The sequence below is a fragment of the Vibrio kanaloae genome (assembly GCF_024347535.1).
GTDB classification, from domain to species: Bacteria; Pseudomonadota; Gammaproteobacteria; order Enterobacterales; family Vibrionaceae; genus Vibrio; species Vibrio kanaloae.
The window spans coordinates 46,209-60,908 of sequence record NZ_AP025498.1 but is presented as its reverse complement, the minus strand read 5'-3'; the positions used below and the strand labels follow the sequence as shown (position 1 = coordinate 60,908).

Sequence of the window (14,700 nt, the reverse complement as noted above, 5' to 3'; positions counted from 1 at the left end):
CTGGCTCTTTATTTATCAGACTCAATCATATTACTGACCCAAAATCGGTTTCAGAGTGCTAGTCGTGAGATGTGTGAGTGTCCCTCTATCCTCACTTGAAGAAGACAGCCCTAATTTATCTTCTCCCGCTAGGTTATCTGTTATATCTAACGAAAGTACATCTAATGAATTACCCTTTAATCCACCAACAACATCTTGAAGGCTTTGGGCTGTTGATCCTAATAAACTAGACAGAGGTGTTGATGCATCATCCAATTGATTAAAGTTAAGTAGAGTTGTACTCAAATCTAGTGAGTTGACCAAGCCTGTTTCTAAATTCAATACATCACCTAAATTCTGGGAAACTAGGATTAGATTTCCGTCTACACTCGAAAGCAGCGCTGTTTCAGAAAGTAAGTTGTTATCATTTAAACCAGAGAGCGGATCAGTATCCAAACGGTTGGCTAATGCTGACTCCAAATTGAGCAGTAAAGTTTCATCCTGCTGCAACTCACTGGTGAGTAATGCAGTTAGGCCTTTTTCTCCAACAAATAATTGGCCAGTATCTTCAACCATCCCTTGAGTGTCCATCAGTAACGCAGTGGTACCCTTAGTTAACGTCGAAGTGGATAAGTAAACAAAGTTAGGCAAAGTGGTCTTAACGTCTTGTACATCGTTAAATATGACTAGCGCATTACCTTTCAGGTCGATCATACCATCGGCTTGGACCAAAATAGGCGCTGTCATCGTACCAAGCTGTTCAGATAATCCATATAAATTACCTTCTTCTGACGTTTGGTACTGAAGCCACCCACCAATATTTTCGACTGTTCCACCTAGATCGGACACAGTCACCCCGGTATAAGTTAATAATCCGGTACGGTCATTAAGCTGAACGAACACAGGTAGCGCATCTAACTGCGCAACGGTATCGCCAGCGGAGACAACTGTTGTCCCTAATTTTTCAGTGGAACTAGCAGTGCCTTGCAAAGTGCGGCTGACATAAGCATCATCGATTTCCAAAGCCGTAGATCCCAGCGGTAACCCATCCCCCAAAGCAGTCACAACTTCCCCCAGGTTTACTAATACCTCTCCTGATCCCGTTGTTATTGAATCTAACGAGTTACTTAACTCACTTTGCGACACATTATTACCAGCTTCTGACAAGAGGTTGCTATCAGATTGTGGACTAACGGACTGCGGACCAACGACGTCCTCTTCTGTCGTTTCCGGGCCGCTACCACCAGAGGCAATTGTCCCAGAACCGTTGCCACTACATGCAGTTATCATCAATAAAGACGCTAACGAAACAAGAAAATTTCGATATAAAATAGTCATGGTATCCTCCTTTATTCAGATACTTTCCTTATGGTTGATAACTAAGAGGGAACGGATTATTTTAGCTCAAGGACTCGTTGGTACTACGTACTCATAAACCTTACGATGAACATTTGTTATTGTGCTCAAACTTAAAATAGCTTCAGAGCTACAAAATATAGTGTAAATAACACATTATACGCCATGATAAATCTAGGGTTCCCAGCGTTCCTCTATATCATCAACTTAATTTAATATACATTTTTTAGAGAAATAAATTACTTACCTTACTGTTTGGTATCATCAATGTTATAAAATCTAGCTTTTCCGTATTTATTCTTCTCTAACCATATTGCTATCTCATATCCACCTGAAAAGCTAGGTTTCGATCTCAGTGAGATACTAATAATCATGATTGAAATTTGATAAAAATCCAGAATAAAAATCGTAATTTTCCCATAAAATAAATAATACTTATCAGTTGTGAATTTGATTTCTATTAATATCTTTATCATCAACTGTTTATGATTAATTCATAAAAACTGATGGAAAATTTCATATTATAGGGAAAACAACATTAAGACTCACATATGAGACTTGAGTCACATAAAACATTCACATCATTTTGATTCTCTAACTATGATTAGTAACAAGGTAGCAATGCAACACTGTTTGCCCTTTAACAAGGATTGGATATTCTCCATGACAAATTACATCATCTAAGTACGTAATTATCAGGTAGGTAGCTATGTTTTTATTGAAAAGATTAACCATCAAGACGTGGTGTAAATTTATCTCTTTTTTACACTGTAACAAGGGCGCATCAGGTATCGAGTACGCCATTATTGCCACCATCGCGGCAATTGCCATTGCGCTTTTCTCTACGGGTGACGACAACATCGGCGCACGTATTGAAAGCGTATTAACCGCTGTTAGAGACGCTCTGCCAACAACCGTTGAAGAAGGCTAAGATGGCTGAGGCTAAATTATGGTGATTCAATGAGTCCATTTGCCATTTACTGCGGTCTGTTGTTTATTGCGAGTGTTTATGACATAAAAAGTAGGCAAGTACCTGCGCTATTAATTTTCATTTTAATGCTAGCCCCTCTCTTAGCTCTTTATGGAGTTGGAAACCTTAATTTCAGTCCTCAGATAATGTGGTCTGTGATATTTACGTCTTTTTGGGTTTTTATTGGTTATTCTGTATTTGGTTTTGGCGGTGCGGATGGAAAAATACTGCTGGGGTTATCATTTATATTACCCATTGATGTTATGGCAATATTTACTGGTATTGCATTATCTATTTTCATCATTTATTTCATCATTTTTTTTAGAAAAAAAAACGAAGCACCATTTATACCGGCCATTGCAATCACTGCTACTGGATTAATATTTTCGACTAGTATGTAGGAAAGGATATGCCTCAATCAATAACGAATTTAAAAAAACAATCTGGTTCGGTGGCTATAGAAACTATTTTTTTACTCCCGATCATAGTGATCTTACTTTTTGCTGTGATTCATTATTGCATGATTTTTTTTGCGGCCAGTATGTTCGATCATGTAGCCAAAGAGAGCATCCGCCAGTCTATGGCCTTCGTCAATGAGGAATGTTATTTCAGTTATAAAAACTGCTCCGGTGCTGAAGTGCTTACTGAAGTAACCCCCACAATCCGCACTCACGCAAAAATAATCATTCAGGGGTTCACCCAGGGTCAAGGAGAAAGTCTTGGTTCTTTGTTTGGAGTGACATTGCCAGACCCCGAGGAATTAATCCGAATCTCAACAATCACTGATCCGACAGACGGCTCTGACATATGTTGCCAAGTTACGATTGTTTTGGACGAATATCGAACGACCCCTTTTCTTCCGACCAACATCATTGACGGCTTACTACCTAAAGAAGTCTCCGTATTTCCGGACCAAATTGTTGGTACCGCTGTTCTTAAACTGAATTAGGAGCCAGAAATGAACATGACTCTGAACAAAGTCGCAGTGTTAAAATTGGCGTCTGTTGCCTTTCTAGCCTTAGCTATTATTCTCGTTTTTGTCGGCATGTTTTCTATACAAGAGCCGGCCCCCCAACAGCCCAAAGCTGCACCGACTCTATACAGTGTTTGGGCCTTCGATGAACCTCAGAACCATGGAACGATGATTTCAGCGGATATGTTTAAGCAGGTCACCACAACACAACTCGACCAGAGATACGTATTAAAAAAACGGTTAGCGGTTGGTCGACGCCTGAGTAAATCTGTCGAAAAAGGTGACTATTTGACCGATGATCTTTTTGCCACAATCCGACCAATGATCGATGACTTAGAGCTTAACCAAAGAGCAGTTGCTATAAGAGCAGATGAAGTGTTAACCGTTGGGGGCTACATACAGCCCGGTGACCATGTTGATGTGATGTTGTTACTAAAGCCCAACAGGGAATCTGGTACTACGACTACAGCCAGAAAAATAGCATCTAACTTAAAAGTGTTGGCGGTGGGTGACCTACAATTTGGTACAGAAAGTGAGGACCGGGAAAATCATGCTAAATCCGTAGTACTGTCTGTCTATATGGATTTAGCGCCGACCATTTTATTGGCGGACAGCAGTGGTGAATTAAGGTTAGCTGCTGTGGGTAGTAAAGAGCTAACCAATGAAAAAACGAATGATTTTCAGCCTAGGTCACTGCTACATACTGTTTCTTTAAGAAGCCAACCTAGTGAGGGAACTAAAACAACATCTGTAGCTGAACTTCGACAATTTCTGCCTCCTCGAAAAAAGGTTGAAAAAGCTTCCAAACCAAAACCACCCCGTCAGCATGCACCTCAACGCGTTCGATATGTCGAACTGATTCAAGGCGATGAGCGCTCTGTCGTTAAAGTGCCTCAACAATAAGGAACGTTGTCTATGAGCCTGAGAAGACTATTTTTGACATTCTTAATCCCATTATCGTTTCTATCTCAAGCGGCAGAAACCGTTATTCTCAAGAAAGACTCTCAACGCAGTATCAACATTCTAAGAGGTGAGTTAAAACGAGCCGCTATAGCCACTCCTGACGTAGTATCACTAATGGTACTTAACGACACCACACTACTGGTCACAGGTAAGAAAGTTGGTTCTACTACCTTGAGTGTTTGGACTACGGCTCAGGACACACCTAAAGAATACCAACTCAAAGTGCAACCAACGGCTGTCAGTTATAATAATATTCAGGTTCAAACCGATATTAAAGTGGTCGAAATTAGTAAGAGTGCTCTTAAACAGGCGGGTTTTTTTCTTGGGCGACAAACTGGAAATACAACCTTTGGCATTGGTAACAGCTCTGCTCTAAATGGCGCTTCCTTTGCTGGAGAGTTATCGTCAGGAAATAATTTTTTGGCCTTGAGTGATGCGTTTAATGTCGTGATTGGGGATGTATCGAAAGGAATATTAGGCACCATCAGTGCGCTTAATGCTAACGGGTTTGCGTACACTTTGGCGGAACCCAGCTTAGTGACCATGTCTGGACACACTGCAACTTTCTTAGCTGGTGGTGAGTTTCCTTATCCTAGATCATCCAATGATGGTGATATATCTATTGATTTCAAAGAGTTTGGAGTAAGGCTTAATCTTTCACCTACCGTTATGGAAAACAACCGTATCATGCTAAAAGTCGCGCCGGAAGTAAGCGAACTAAATTACAGCAACTCGGTCAGTACCGGCGGTGTCCAGGTGCCAGGAATTAGCGTGCGTCGTACTGATACTACTGTTCAACTCGGTGATGGTGAAACCTTTATCATCAGTGGCTTGATTAGCAGCAGTACCATGAAAAATTCTGACCGCTTCCCAGGGTTAGGTGATATTCCAATATTAGGTGCTTTTTTCAGCTCCAGTCGGTTAGAAAGTAATGATAAAGAGTTGATGATGGTTGTTACACCCCACTTAGTACGTCCGATAGCGAAAGGGGCAACTTTGCCGCCTCTGCCAGGAGAAATTTACCGAAACTACGACCCCGATTTTTTCGAGATGGTGTTCATGCATGCGGAACCGGAAGACCTTCCAAGCAATATTGGGTTTTCCAACTGATTTTGGCCATTTAAGGCTGATTCCTAGCGTAAGCCAACAAATATCAGGAACTGTTTATGACGACGAACAACTGGTTGAATACCTTTAAAACCGCTTCCTACCAACCCTTAAGTTTGGAATTAAAAGCTGACTTACATAAGTACGTTATAGAGCAAATGGAAGATGATGGTGTCTTGTTTAGTCTTGCATCCGACAATCGCAATGACCTGATGTTGTCTGTCACTACATATATCCAACAATATCTAATCAAGGATCATATAGATCAATCAACGCCAATAGACACGCTAGCTGAAGAATTAGTCGATGAGATGTTAGGTTACGGTCCTATTGAAAACTTGCTTAAGGATCCATCCATCAATGACATATTGATCAATGGTCCTAAATTGGTTTTTGTCGAGCGGGAAGGAAGGTTAGAGCAGGTGAATCATCACTTCTTGAACGACGAGCATGTCGTAAGAGTGATTAGAAAAATGCTATCTCCTCTCGGTCGACGTATTGATGAATCGAATCCAATGGTTGATGCTCGCTTACCCGATGGAAGCCGTATCAACGCAATTATTCCTCCTTTAGCATTAGATGGCCCCTGCCTATCAGTACGAAAATTTAAGCAAGATAGCTTAACGGAGCACTACCTCTTAGCTAATGAGACCCTGTCTTCAGATATGCTTGAATTTTTGAAACACTGCGTCGCTTCACGCCTCAATATTTTAATTAGTGGTGCCACTGGTTCAGGGAAAACAACGCTACTTAATATTCTCAGTCAGTACATTTCGACACATGAAAGGGTTGTTACCATTGAAGATGCTGCTGAACTGCAACTACGTAACACCCACGTTGTCCGCCTTGAAACCCGGCCTCCCAACTCTGAGGGAAATGGTGAAGTGACGGCACGTGAGCTGGTGAAAAACTCCCTTAGGATGCGGCCCGACCGTATCATTTTAGGAGAAAGTCGAGGAGGGGAGGTCTTAGATATGTTGCAAGCGATGAATACCGGGCATCTGGGGTCCATGAGCACATTGCATGCAAACTCACCTTGTGATGCCTTACTAAGATTAGAAATGATGGTCACACTGACCGGCTTTAATTCCAGTGAGAACTTCATTCGTAAAGTTGTTTCATCCGCTGTTGATATCGTCATACAGATCCGTCGACTCCCCAATGGAAAACGCGTCGTCTCTGAGGTGGTTGAAGTTGGCAACGTAGAAAATGGGCACATCAATACACATAAGCTCTATGAATATACTCAGAAAACATTTCAACCCAGTGGTACTCCGAGCGATGAACTTCAAATTAAGCTTGAGGAGCAGTTATGGTAAATCTATATTTGTTACTGAGCGTTGCTGTAGCTGTTACCTCTGTTCTTTGTTACGCGCTCGCTGTTAAATACAAAAGAAAACAGGCCACTGAAGAAGATGTATCCCCCGAGCTTACAGTACGTACACAGAGTGACAGTTTAAAAGACTTACTAATCGAGAAAGCGCAAGCACTAGGGTTTAGTCAATCATGGTTGAAAAATGGTGTTCTAATCTTACTTATTACTACCTTCAATGCCGGCGTAGCATGGCGGTTCGGTCACCTTAGTTTTGCCGTTAGTCTGATTGTATCGTTTTTACTTATAGTACTCATTGCACGACTGCGTAAAGCGAAAACAAGAATGCGGCTAACACAACAGCTGCCTTCATTTATTGACCAAGTGCATCGTCGAATAAAAGTTGGACTAACAGTCCCGCAAGCCGTTGATCAGTCGGCAAAGATAACTTCTTACCCACTAAGCGATGTATTACAACGCATCAATGACCGACGGGCGCTCGGTATTGAACTACAAAATGCTTTTATTACAGAAAGTCAGATTACCGGGGTGCCCGCTTTTCGTCTTCTGGGTTCCATTTTTAGTGTTAATACTCGTTATGGCGGTAGTATAACCTCTTCACTCGAAAGCTTAGTGAAACTGCTTAGACAGCAGGATCTGAGTCGTCGTGAACTAAAATCGATTACCGGCGAAACACGAATGACTGCCTGGGTAATTGGCTCTGCTCCGGTATTAGTTAGTGCCTATATGCTGACACAAAATCCTGAGCTGCTTATCAATATGTGGTACTCCGATACTGGGCGCCAAGCCTTGCTGTTTGGCATTGTCCTTCAGCTATTAGGTATTGTAGTTATCTGGCGTATGTTTCGTAGTTTATAACTAGCTTGAATATTACAAGGAGGTGGACATGGCTCAAGTATATTTTCTACTTTCAGTAGTATTAGCTCTTTGTGCTGGAGGGTGTCGTTACCTAGCAATTCGCCAAGAGAAATTGATGCGCTCGTCAGGTCAAAAACTTAACGTCTCTGCAAAACCGAAACCGGTGCAAGAGCCCCTAATGCTGAGCTCTATGAAATGGTGGCGAAAATCAAAAAAAGACCATGAAAAGTCGTTATCCGGTATCGTACTTGCGATGCGTCAAGCGGGTTATATCAGTGGGCGACAACAAGTTTTATGCTTAATTAAAATGTTTCTAGTCTGGTCTGGGCTGTTTTTGATCTTTACTGGTCAGCAATACCTGTTTTCATCCACGATGGAACGCACCTTTCTTTTCTACGCCTTATTCATGGCAGTAGGTGCATTACTATCGCTTCACTGGTTTCGTATCCAGGCTCGTAAACGCGCCCGACGCATAAACGAAGAGATGTTGACGACCGTGCACATGATGTCAATTTTATGGCAAGTTGGTCTCTCTCTAGAAGGATTACTAAAAGCTTACCTTTTGGAGGCGAAAGAGCTAACTCCTGAAGTTAATAAAGATATTAAACTTATCGTGGCACGTATCGACGCGGGACAAAACCGGGAAGTCGTGTTTAATGACATGGCACAAATAACTTTGTCGAGCGGGTTTCAAGATTTTCTGATTATGTTATCTCAGGCCGCGGCAACAGGTGGAGGGTTGAAAGAGTCATTCCAATCACTGTCCGAATTAATTTACCAACACAAGCGCGTAGAGCTGCAGGAAAAGGTGACTAAGTTGTCTGGTAAAATTTCAATCGCCATGATGGCGTTAATGTTTCCCGCTTTATTTATTGTTCTCGGTGGTCCGGCAGCGCTGGCTTTGATGGCTGCCTTTGGAGGTTAAATGAAATTTTTATTCGTGGTTATTATTTTTATCCTAGCGGGCTGCTCATCCAGCCAGCAACCAAGTGACTATACTCAGTCTCCAGGTATGTGTAATGAGAAATTGTCTCAGTCTCAAGGTATGAAACTATCTTTTGCACAACAAGCCTTTAATAACCAGCAATATTATTCCACTCTGGCGATGTTACAAAAAATAAATACAACATCAGTAACTAGATCATCTCTAGAGGCTAAAGCACTATTAAAAACCCGTCAGTGGGATGATGCGAGCAAAGTGTATAACCAACTAATGGACACGTGCCTCAGAGGCAAAGCTGCACACGGGTTAGGTTTGATTTCAGCGTATCAGAAAAACTACCAACAGGCTGGAAAGTGGTTACGTTTGGCTGTTGACTTAGAGCCTGATGATTCAGCTATTCGTAACGACTACGGATTTTTCCTACTGCTAAACAATGATACGGATGCCGCGAAAAAAGAGTTTCTCACCGCGCTAGAACTTAATCCCGATAATCACCATTCTGCCAAAAATCTATGGCTAGCACTATCACGAGATAATGATCGTAAAGCAGCACAAAGTCTCACTAAGCGATACGGCTGGGGATATAAAGAAAACCTAGAACTGACTACTGCATTGCGTAGCTTTAGTCCATTGAGCATCAAGGAGTCGGAACAATGAAAGCACTTTTTCTTTTAGGTATTACCATTGGTTACTCATGCATCAGTTTAGCGCAGCAGTTACCCTCTAAACACCAAAAAGGTGAGGAAATAACGGTTCAATACACCCGTATCTGGTTGGAAATTCAACGTGAGAATATGCTCGCAACCAGTCATAAAGACGCCCTAACACCAGAAGTGAGCAAAGCAGTGCAAGAACGTGTCGAAGCGTCCTTTTCCCACGCTATTCCGGAAAAATTTATTAAGAACGATTTCGGGGAGTAATACTCATGCGACGCTATCAGTCAGGCGCTTTAACTTTATGGCTCGCAACTGCTCTGCTCAGTTTGGTTATCTTTACTTCTGTCGCTATTGATACTGCACGACTTGCTTTCCAGCGTCAGCAATTACAATCAATCGCCGATCTTTCTGCTTCAGAAATTGGTCTGAACAATCCCTATTTCATCCAACCTGAAGCAGTTGAAAACTGGGAGGCTATATTGACTGATAAGTATCAGCAACAAGTCGATGATATTGTTATTCAAAATGGTTATGCCTTGATTCAGGATAACCGTTGGATTTTTAATCCGAGCCCCAGCGCGGCTACAGATGGTTACCCGGCCACTAAAGTTGTGGCCACAAAAACCGTCCCACAAAGTATGATTGCTGGTGGCCTTTTCAACGACAATCAAATTACCTTGATGGCAGAATCTGCCATACAAAAAGCAGGAATCATCAGTTTTGGGATTGGTAGTAAAACTCTCGAAACAACAGAAAGTAGCATTTTAAATGGTTTGCTCAGTGGGTTACTAGGCATCGATATCAACTTAACTGCGGCCAGTTATCAAGGGTTAGCCAACACCTCATTAAAACTTGGTTCAGTGTTAGATACACTGGCACTAGACTTAGGTTTGGGATCACCTCAGGAAGTGCTAGAAAGTGATATTTCACTCTTAACCGTACTTGATACTTACCTCAATATACTTGACAGAGGGGATTCATCCACAGATGGCCTGAACGTCATAATAGACCAACTTGTTCTTGCTACTGCCATTCCAGATATCGTTCTTGGTGACATCTTAAAACTCACTGAAACTAGTACTCAAGGAGCAGCGCTTGAGACTTCTCTTAACGCACTTAAATTAATTAAAGCCACGATATTCGCTTCTAATAAAGAGCATTTCGTCGATATCCCCGATCTTTCGGTTGTTATCCCTAGTGTTACCAGTATCGAACTCAGGACGCAAATTATCGAGGCACCACAATACACCATTGCAACGTTACCGATAAGTGAAAACGCTCCGCCCAGTGTTAGCAACTCACAAATCGAATTACAGCTCGCGGCAGATCTTGATTTGGTCGATGATATTACAGGCGCTTTATCTACTCTCACCCCTACAGGTATTAATATTTCTCCGCTTGTTATTAATGTTAGCGCAACTAAAGCTACGGCGACTTTAACTCATCTGGATCTTAATCAAGATAACCCAGAAGCAGAATTTATTATCCAAGATTCGTTATTAACTATGGATGCAGATCCAATTGAAATTAGTATCGATTTGCCTCTATTTTCTGCAATAGAAATAACAATAAACATAGACATAGAAGATAATAGAGACTGGTCAGCTACTCATATTGCTTTGGATGAGCTACCTTACTCTTCAGAAGAGAGCGACAATATTTTAGCCGATTCAGGGCGTGCATTTACCACAGCTATCAATCTAGATATTGACGCTCCACTTGGTTTAGGCTATCTACTCACGCCTATTAGCAACGCGTTAAGCCCAGCGATCTCGAGTTTACTCACTGCTATTTTAGGGCAAGCATTGTTGCCAACCCTACAAGCTTTAGGTGTTCCTTTAGGCGGTGCGGATTTATGGGTTGATTCAGTTCAAGCATCATCACATGGTTTGATTCTTTGACGGTTTTTATAATTTGCACTAGCAATTTTGACTACCGAGTTCAGTGGACATTCCGCACATTTAAAACCTACGTTCGTTAGGGAGCTTATTTAATCAGTGTGATGATGCTGTTGACTAGTGGGCGCGTCATTATGGTGCCGGGGCATCGGTGATTTGATAATGACGTGTCACGTTCTTGGAGATTTCACCCCATTCCGATCTTTTAACTCGACGCTGGTGTATGTCGAATGCTTCTCGGTTAGTGAACTCTTCATACACTTCAAAGCGATTAGGTTGAAGCGTACTTTGACTGACTCGAAACACTATACAGCCAGGCTCCGCCAGTGTGAGTTCTTTATGCGTAGCTAAGGCTTGGGTGACTGCTTCTAGGGCGTTGTCTGGCACTAGAATATGACCTTGTAGAATTACTTTACTCATTATTACGTCCATTTAACTTTATCTATTACGAGCATTATCTATTAGATAGAAGCTTTATCCATTGCCAATATAATCACATTTTGATGTTGTGACGTACAGATCAATGTGGGGTATAAAACGATCATCTTCAACATATCGGTTGTTACGTCGTAACTTTATTGGGTGAAATAAAGTAAATATTTGGAACTAAATCCGTGCTGGTCCGGTCTATTGATACGTATCATGGAACTGTATTGATACTGAAATGAATATGTCATTTGAGAGAGCTAACCTTAAATTCGAATAACGGCTCATGGTATGAAACTGAACCATAGTTGATATCTAGGTCTAACTTTGATGCAAATGGTACTAAGAATTCCATATATTTCGTGACCTGTATCATTGATCTAGCCATCAAACACCGTTAGATTCGAATAGTTGGCAATAAAAATAGCTCAAGAAGAGCAGTTAAATGAAAAGGAAAGATCCCATATGAAAAAAATGAGAAGAGCACAACTTCATCGCGTTCGTATCCAATATTGGAAAGACACGTCAAAAGAAGCGGCAAAGAAATAAGCTTTAAATCGTAAAGCTATCAAGTCAAAAAGCTGAAAAGCTTAAGTATAATGAAAAATGCAACAAACCGGTTTCATTAGTTCTCCCAAGGACCTTCATCTGGTTGGTGACTAAAGAAATCATTCTCCAAAGAGCTGACAGGCATTAAGTACAATGCATCCAGTGTCAGCTCATTAATACCGCTCTTAACTCATCTTTACTCCACTTTAGTTCTTCTTAGTTAAAACGACCCTCTAGCTCTTTTTATGATCTAAACGGTAAGGCTAATAAACTGGATGTATTGCTAATACCCATCGTCGTAGGTACTTGGTCACCCTCGCTTGTTGAAAGGCTTGATAACTTCGTTAGAAATTGTGGTTGTAGGATAATAATTAACCGAAAATGTCTGACTGGCCCTAAAGCATTTGCCTGCACTAATTATGATCACTTATTTACTGTGATTGGGAAAACAAAAAAACTCCTGATTTCTCAGAAGCTTTGATTTTGATTTGGATATCTGACGTGGTGATTTACTCAGGAGTGATATCGTTAACGTCAGGAGAGCTCTCTCTAACGTTGGAACAGCCCCTTCAAACTCACATCATCCGTTCTGTTTAGCTTTAGGCTCAGTAGATAACCGCTAACACCAATCAATACATAAATACCTAAAGATAAAACTGGAGCTTCTGCAATTGCGCTGAACGGATTACTCGCCATCAGCACGTTGATTGGTAGCGAAGCGATGAGAGACAGGAAGTCATTGATGCCATAAAATCCAAACACGGCAACAGAGAGAAACTTAATCGCATAGCTTGAGATAAAAATCACAAGCAATGGTGAATTAACCAACTGTGAAATAGTCAGAGTAACCGTTGCCAATGGTAATAGAACCAGTGCAACTAACATCATTCTTCCAAAGAACACGAGCCAGTTGCTTAACACATAAAACAGAGACTGCTGCTCGACGAGCAGCGCTAATTGCTGTTGGCTTGAAATGTTCAGTATCCAAAGCAGGAAATCGGCGAATAGCACTAATAGCGCACAGAGAGCCGGAATAACCACTAAACCGAAGCCTAGCTTCACTCCGTGAGTCATTGCATTGGATACTGGCATACTTCTCCAAAACATCGAACTGCCTTCTTGACGCTCTTTACGCAGCGTTTTAGGGATGTAAAGCGTCGATAGGATCAGAGAAATAAGGCCCGCGCCAAAGTAGATCACTGAGTTGAGGTCTTGTGCGAACTCTCTGTGGATGTCACTAACGTCGCCATTGACTTCCATTTGAAAGAAAAAATCGTGTTGCGCCTGGCCGCTAAAGAACAGGCTAACGAACAGCAACAAACCACATAATGCGACAAACAGAGGTAAACGAGTGTTAATCTTGTGCTCGATAAGCTCTTTTTCTAGCATGTAAAAACTTGGATGCATTATGCCTTCTCCGTCTGTGTTGCAAGGAATAGGTCAGCGAGACCCACGTTGTAGATGTTTCCCAATGATTCAACCTGTGCTTTGTATTGGCCTTCCAACAACCACTTAGTGGTGCCTAGGCCGGATTGTGAGGTCAGTGGGTTGAGTTTCTGTATCTCACTTGAATGGTTGTTGGCGACTTCGATAATGAAATAGTCGTTTTCGATGTCTTCCATGCTCTTTTGCAGCACACAATGGCCTTGCTTCAAAATCAGCACATCCGTTAATAGGTGTTCAATTTCTGAAACCTCATGGCTAGCAATGATCATGGCGCGATCGCCATCGTGGAACCACTCTAAAAGGTGGCGATAAAAAGTATCGCGGTACAGCAAATCTAGGCCAAGTGTAGGCTCATCTAAGATCAACACTTGAGTGTCAGTCGCGATGATGATCGCAAGGTGAAGTTGTACTTTCATTCCCTTAGAAAGCTGCTTGATAGTCGAAGAGAGCTTGATGTTGGTGCTGCTTAATGTCTGCTCTGCTTTTTGTTTATTGAAGCTAGGGTGTACACCTTGGGTATATCGAAGTAGTTGCTTAACGGTCATCCACTCGGGTAACACGTTAACGTCTGAGATGTACGACAAGTGCTGCATGAGTTCTGCATGCTGGTGGATAGGGTGATAGCCGTTAACCTCTATCTCACCTTGATAGCTGTGTCCGCCAAGCAGTGATTTGATCAGAGTTGATTTACCCGCGCCATTGTGGCCCAGCAAACCAAGCACTTGCCCCGGTTTTAACTCAAAGCTGATGTTCTCGACACCCACTTGATTTGAATAGGTTTTGGTTACGTTTTTCACGGAAAGTAAAGTGCTCATGACTTGTCCTTTATATGTTGTGCTAGCTGTTTCACGAGTTCTTCGACACTCATATCAATGATGCCTAGCGTCTCAGCGATGGCTGGGATCTGTGTGTTGATAAATGACTGATGTGCAGACTCTTTCAATTTTTGAACTGCCCCCTCGGCTACATACATGCCTTGGCCGCGTTTTTTCTCTACTAACCCTTCATCAACCAGTAACTGGTAGCTTTTCATGACGGTGAGGTGGTTGATCTTTAGATCAGCGGCAACCGTACGCACAGAGGGCAATGCTTGTTGCTCTAACCAAACACCTTGAAGAATTTGGTCACTGATCTTTGTCGCAAGCTGCCTAAAGATCGGTTGGTCGTCTTTCCATTTGGTCATAATTAACACTACATGGTGATATACATGAGTATAACACTAAACTATTTGTTCAAATTGGCA

The 14,700-nt window shown here is 41.9% G+C and carries 16 protein-coding genes; 11 read left to right on the top strand and 5 right to left on the bottom strand.

The genetic code is table 11. The annotated features are described in order from the left end of the window. Positions 1 to 30: 30 nt before the first annotated feature. Positions 31 to 1,317, bottom strand: a complete 1,287-nt coding sequence (locus tag OCV24_RS14605) for a collagen-like triple helix repeat-containing protein (RefSeq protein WP_150878873.1) — start codon at positions 1,315 to 1,317, stop codon at positions 31 to 33. Between the two features lie 727 nt (positions 1,318 to 2,044). Here OCV24_RS14605 and OCV24_RS14600 point away from each other — a divergent pair. The 11 genes from OCV24_RS14600 to OCV24_RS14550 are packed head-to-tail and all read left to right on the top strand — an operon-like array spanning position 2,045 to position 11,039. Then, positions 2,045 to 2,266, top strand: coding sequence for a Flp family type IVb pilin (locus OCV24_RS14600; RefSeq protein WP_017058725.1), 222 nt, complete (start codon positions 2,045 to 2,047; stop codon positions 2,264 to 2,266). A 29-nt stretch (positions 2,267 to 2,295) separates the two neighbouring features. Further along, a complete protein-coding gene (locus tag OCV24_RS14595) occupies positions 2,296 to 2,706 on the top strand; it encodes a prepilin peptidase (protein ID WP_017058724.1) in 411 nt (136 codons plus the stop codon). Between the two features lie 8 nt (positions 2,707 to 2,714). Further along, positions 2,715 to 3,254, top strand: coding sequence for a TadE family protein (locus OCV24_RS14590; RefSeq protein WP_017058723.1), 540 nt, complete (start codon positions 2,715 to 2,717; stop codon positions 3,252 to 3,254). 9 nt (positions 3,255 to 3,263) lie between these two features. After that, positions 3,264 to 4,181: a Flp pilus assembly protein CpaB gene (cpaB, locus tag OCV24_RS14585; protein ID WP_150878875.1), complete on the top strand. Its 918-nt coding sequence runs from the start codon at positions 3,264 to 3,266 to the stop codon at positions 4,179 to 4,181. A gap of 12 nt (positions 4,182 to 4,193) precedes the next feature. Further along, positions 4,194 to 5,351, top strand: coding sequence for a type II and III secretion system protein family protein (locus OCV24_RS14580; protein ID WP_017058721.1), 1,158 nt, complete (start codon positions 4,194 to 4,196; stop codon positions 5,349 to 5,351). 56 nt (positions 5,352 to 5,407) lie between these two features. Then, positions 5,408 to 6,667, top strand: coding sequence for a CpaF family protein (locus OCV24_RS14575; RefSeq protein WP_136980926.1), 1,260 nt, complete (start codon positions 5,408 to 5,410; stop codon positions 6,665 to 6,667). Beyond that, positions 6,661 to 7,539 (top strand): type II secretion system F family protein, encoded by an 879-nt coding sequence (locus OCV24_RS14570; protein ID WP_017058719.1) that lies wholly within the window; start codon positions 6,661 to 6,663, stop codon positions 7,537 to 7,539. The genes OCV24_RS14575 and OCV24_RS14570 overlap by 7 nt, the downstream gene beginning before the upstream one ends. Before the next feature lie 28 nt (positions 7,540 to 7,567). Further along, positions 7,568 to 8,464 (top strand): type II secretion system F family protein, encoded by an 897-nt coding sequence (locus OCV24_RS14565; protein WP_017058718.1) that lies wholly within the window; start codon positions 7,568 to 7,570, stop codon positions 8,462 to 8,464. Then, positions 8,465 to 9,139, top strand: coding sequence for a tetratricopeptide repeat protein (locus tag OCV24_RS14560; protein ID WP_102508398.1), 675 nt, complete (start codon positions 8,465 to 8,467; stop codon positions 9,137 to 9,139). Then, entirely contained in the window at positions 9,136 to 9,402 is a 267-nt protein-coding gene (locus OCV24_RS14555) for a DUF3613 domain-containing protein (RefSeq protein WP_017058716.1), read from the top strand. The genes OCV24_RS14560 and OCV24_RS14555 overlap by 4 nt, the downstream gene beginning before the upstream one ends. Before the next feature lie 5 nt (positions 9,403 to 9,407). Further along, on the top strand, positions 9,408 to 11,039 hold the full coding sequence (locus OCV24_RS14550; RefSeq protein ID WP_150878877.1) for a hypothetical protein: 1,632 nt from the start codon (positions 9,408 to 9,410) through the stop codon (positions 11,037 to 11,039). Positions 11,040 to 11,168: 129 nt separating this feature from the next. Here the strand turns inward: OCV24_RS14550 and OCV24_RS14545 are convergent, their stop codons facing one another. The 4 genes from OCV24_RS14545 to OCV24_RS14530 all read right to left on the bottom strand — a co-directional run bounded on the left by OCV24_RS14545 (position 11,169) and on the right by OCV24_RS14530 (position 14,640). Beyond that, positions 11,169 to 11,456: a putative quinol monooxygenase gene (locus OCV24_RS14545; RefSeq protein WP_150878879.1), complete on the bottom strand. Its 288-nt coding sequence runs from the start codon at positions 11,454 to 11,456 to the stop codon at positions 11,169 to 11,171. Positions 11,457 to 12,560: 1,104 nt separating this feature from the next. After that, positions 12,561 to 13,418: a hypothetical protein gene (locus OCV24_RS14540; RefSeq protein WP_150878881.1), complete on the bottom strand. Its 858-nt coding sequence runs from the start codon at positions 13,416 to 13,418 to the stop codon at positions 12,561 to 12,563. Further along, positions 13,418 to 14,272 carry an ABC transporter ATP-binding protein gene (locus OCV24_RS14535; protein WP_150878883.1) on the bottom strand — a complete coding sequence of 285 codons (855 nt, stop codon included), beginning with the start codon at positions 14,270 to 14,272 and terminating at the stop codon, positions 13,418 to 13,420. The genes OCV24_RS14540 and OCV24_RS14535 overlap by 1 nt, the downstream gene beginning before the upstream one ends. After that, positions 14,269 to 14,640 (bottom strand): GntR family transcriptional regulator, encoded by a 372-nt coding sequence (locus tag OCV24_RS14530; protein ID WP_017058710.1) that lies wholly within the window; start codon positions 14,638 to 14,640, stop codon positions 14,269 to 14,271. The genes OCV24_RS14535 and OCV24_RS14530 overlap by 4 nt, the downstream gene beginning before the upstream one ends. Between the last annotated feature and the right edge of the window lie 60 nt (positions 14,641 to 14,700).

Excerpts from the sequence above, each read along its gene's own strand:
- OCV24_RS14595 (WP_017058724.1), top strand. The coding sequence starts at position 2,296 with ATGAGTCCATTTGCCATTTACTGCGGTCTGTTGTTTATTGCGAGTGTT.
- OCV24_RS14580 (WP_017058721.1), top strand. The coding sequence starts at position 4,194 with ATGAGCCTGAGAAGACTATTTTTGACATTCTTAATCCCATTATCGTTT.
- OCV24_RS14600 (WP_017058725.1), top strand. The coding sequence starts at position 2,045 with ATGTTTTTATTGAAAAGATTAACCATCAAGACGTGGTGTAAATTTATC.
- OCV24_RS14560 (WP_102508398.1), top strand. The coding sequence starts at position 8,465 with ATGAAATTTTTATTCGTGGTTATTATTTTTATCCTAGCGGGCTGCTCA.
- OCV24_RS14535 (WP_150878883.1), bottom strand. The coding sequence starts at position 14,272 with ATGAGCACTTTACTTTCCGTGAAAAACGTAACCAAAACCTATTCAAAT.
- OCV24_RS14605 (WP_150878873.1), bottom strand. The coding sequence starts at position 1,317 with ATGACTATTTTATATCGAAATTTTCTTGTTTCGTTAGCGTCTTTATTG.
- OCV24_RS14530 (WP_017058710.1), bottom strand. The coding sequence starts at position 14,640 with ATGACCAAATGGAAAGACGACCAACCGATCTTTAGGCAGCTTGCGACA.
- OCV24_RS14550 (WP_150878877.1), top strand. The coding sequence starts at position 9,408 with ATGCGACGCTATCAGTCAGGCGCTTTAACTTTATGGCTCGCAACTGCT.
- OCV24_RS14575 (WP_136980926.1), top strand. The coding sequence starts at position 5,408 with ATGACGACGAACAACTGGTTGAATACCTTTAAAACCGCTTCCTACCAA.
- cpaB (WP_150878875.1), top strand. The coding sequence starts at position 3,264 with ATGAACATGACTCTGAACAAAGTCGCAGTGTTAAAATTGGCGTCTGTT.
- OCV24_RS14555 (WP_017058716.1), top strand. The coding sequence starts at position 9,136 with ATGAAAGCACTTTTTCTTTTAGGTATTACCATTGGTTACTCATGCATC.
- OCV24_RS14540 (WP_150878881.1), bottom strand. The coding sequence starts at position 13,418 with ATGCATCCAAGTTTTTACATGCTAGAAAAAGAGCTTATCGAGCACAAG.
- OCV24_RS14570 (WP_017058719.1), top strand. The coding sequence starts at position 6,661 with ATGGTAAATCTATATTTGTTACTGAGCGTTGCTGTAGCTGTTACCTCT.
- OCV24_RS14545 (WP_150878879.1), bottom strand. The coding sequence starts at position 11,456 with ATGAGTAAAGTAATTCTACAAGGTCATATTCTAGTGCCAGACAACGCC.
- OCV24_RS14590 (WP_017058723.1), top strand. The coding sequence starts at position 2,715 with ATGCCTCAATCAATAACGAATTTAAAAAAACAATCTGGTTCGGTGGCT.
- OCV24_RS14565 (WP_017058718.1), top strand. The coding sequence starts at position 7,568 with ATGGCTCAAGTATATTTTCTACTTTCAGTAGTATTAGCTCTTTGTGCT.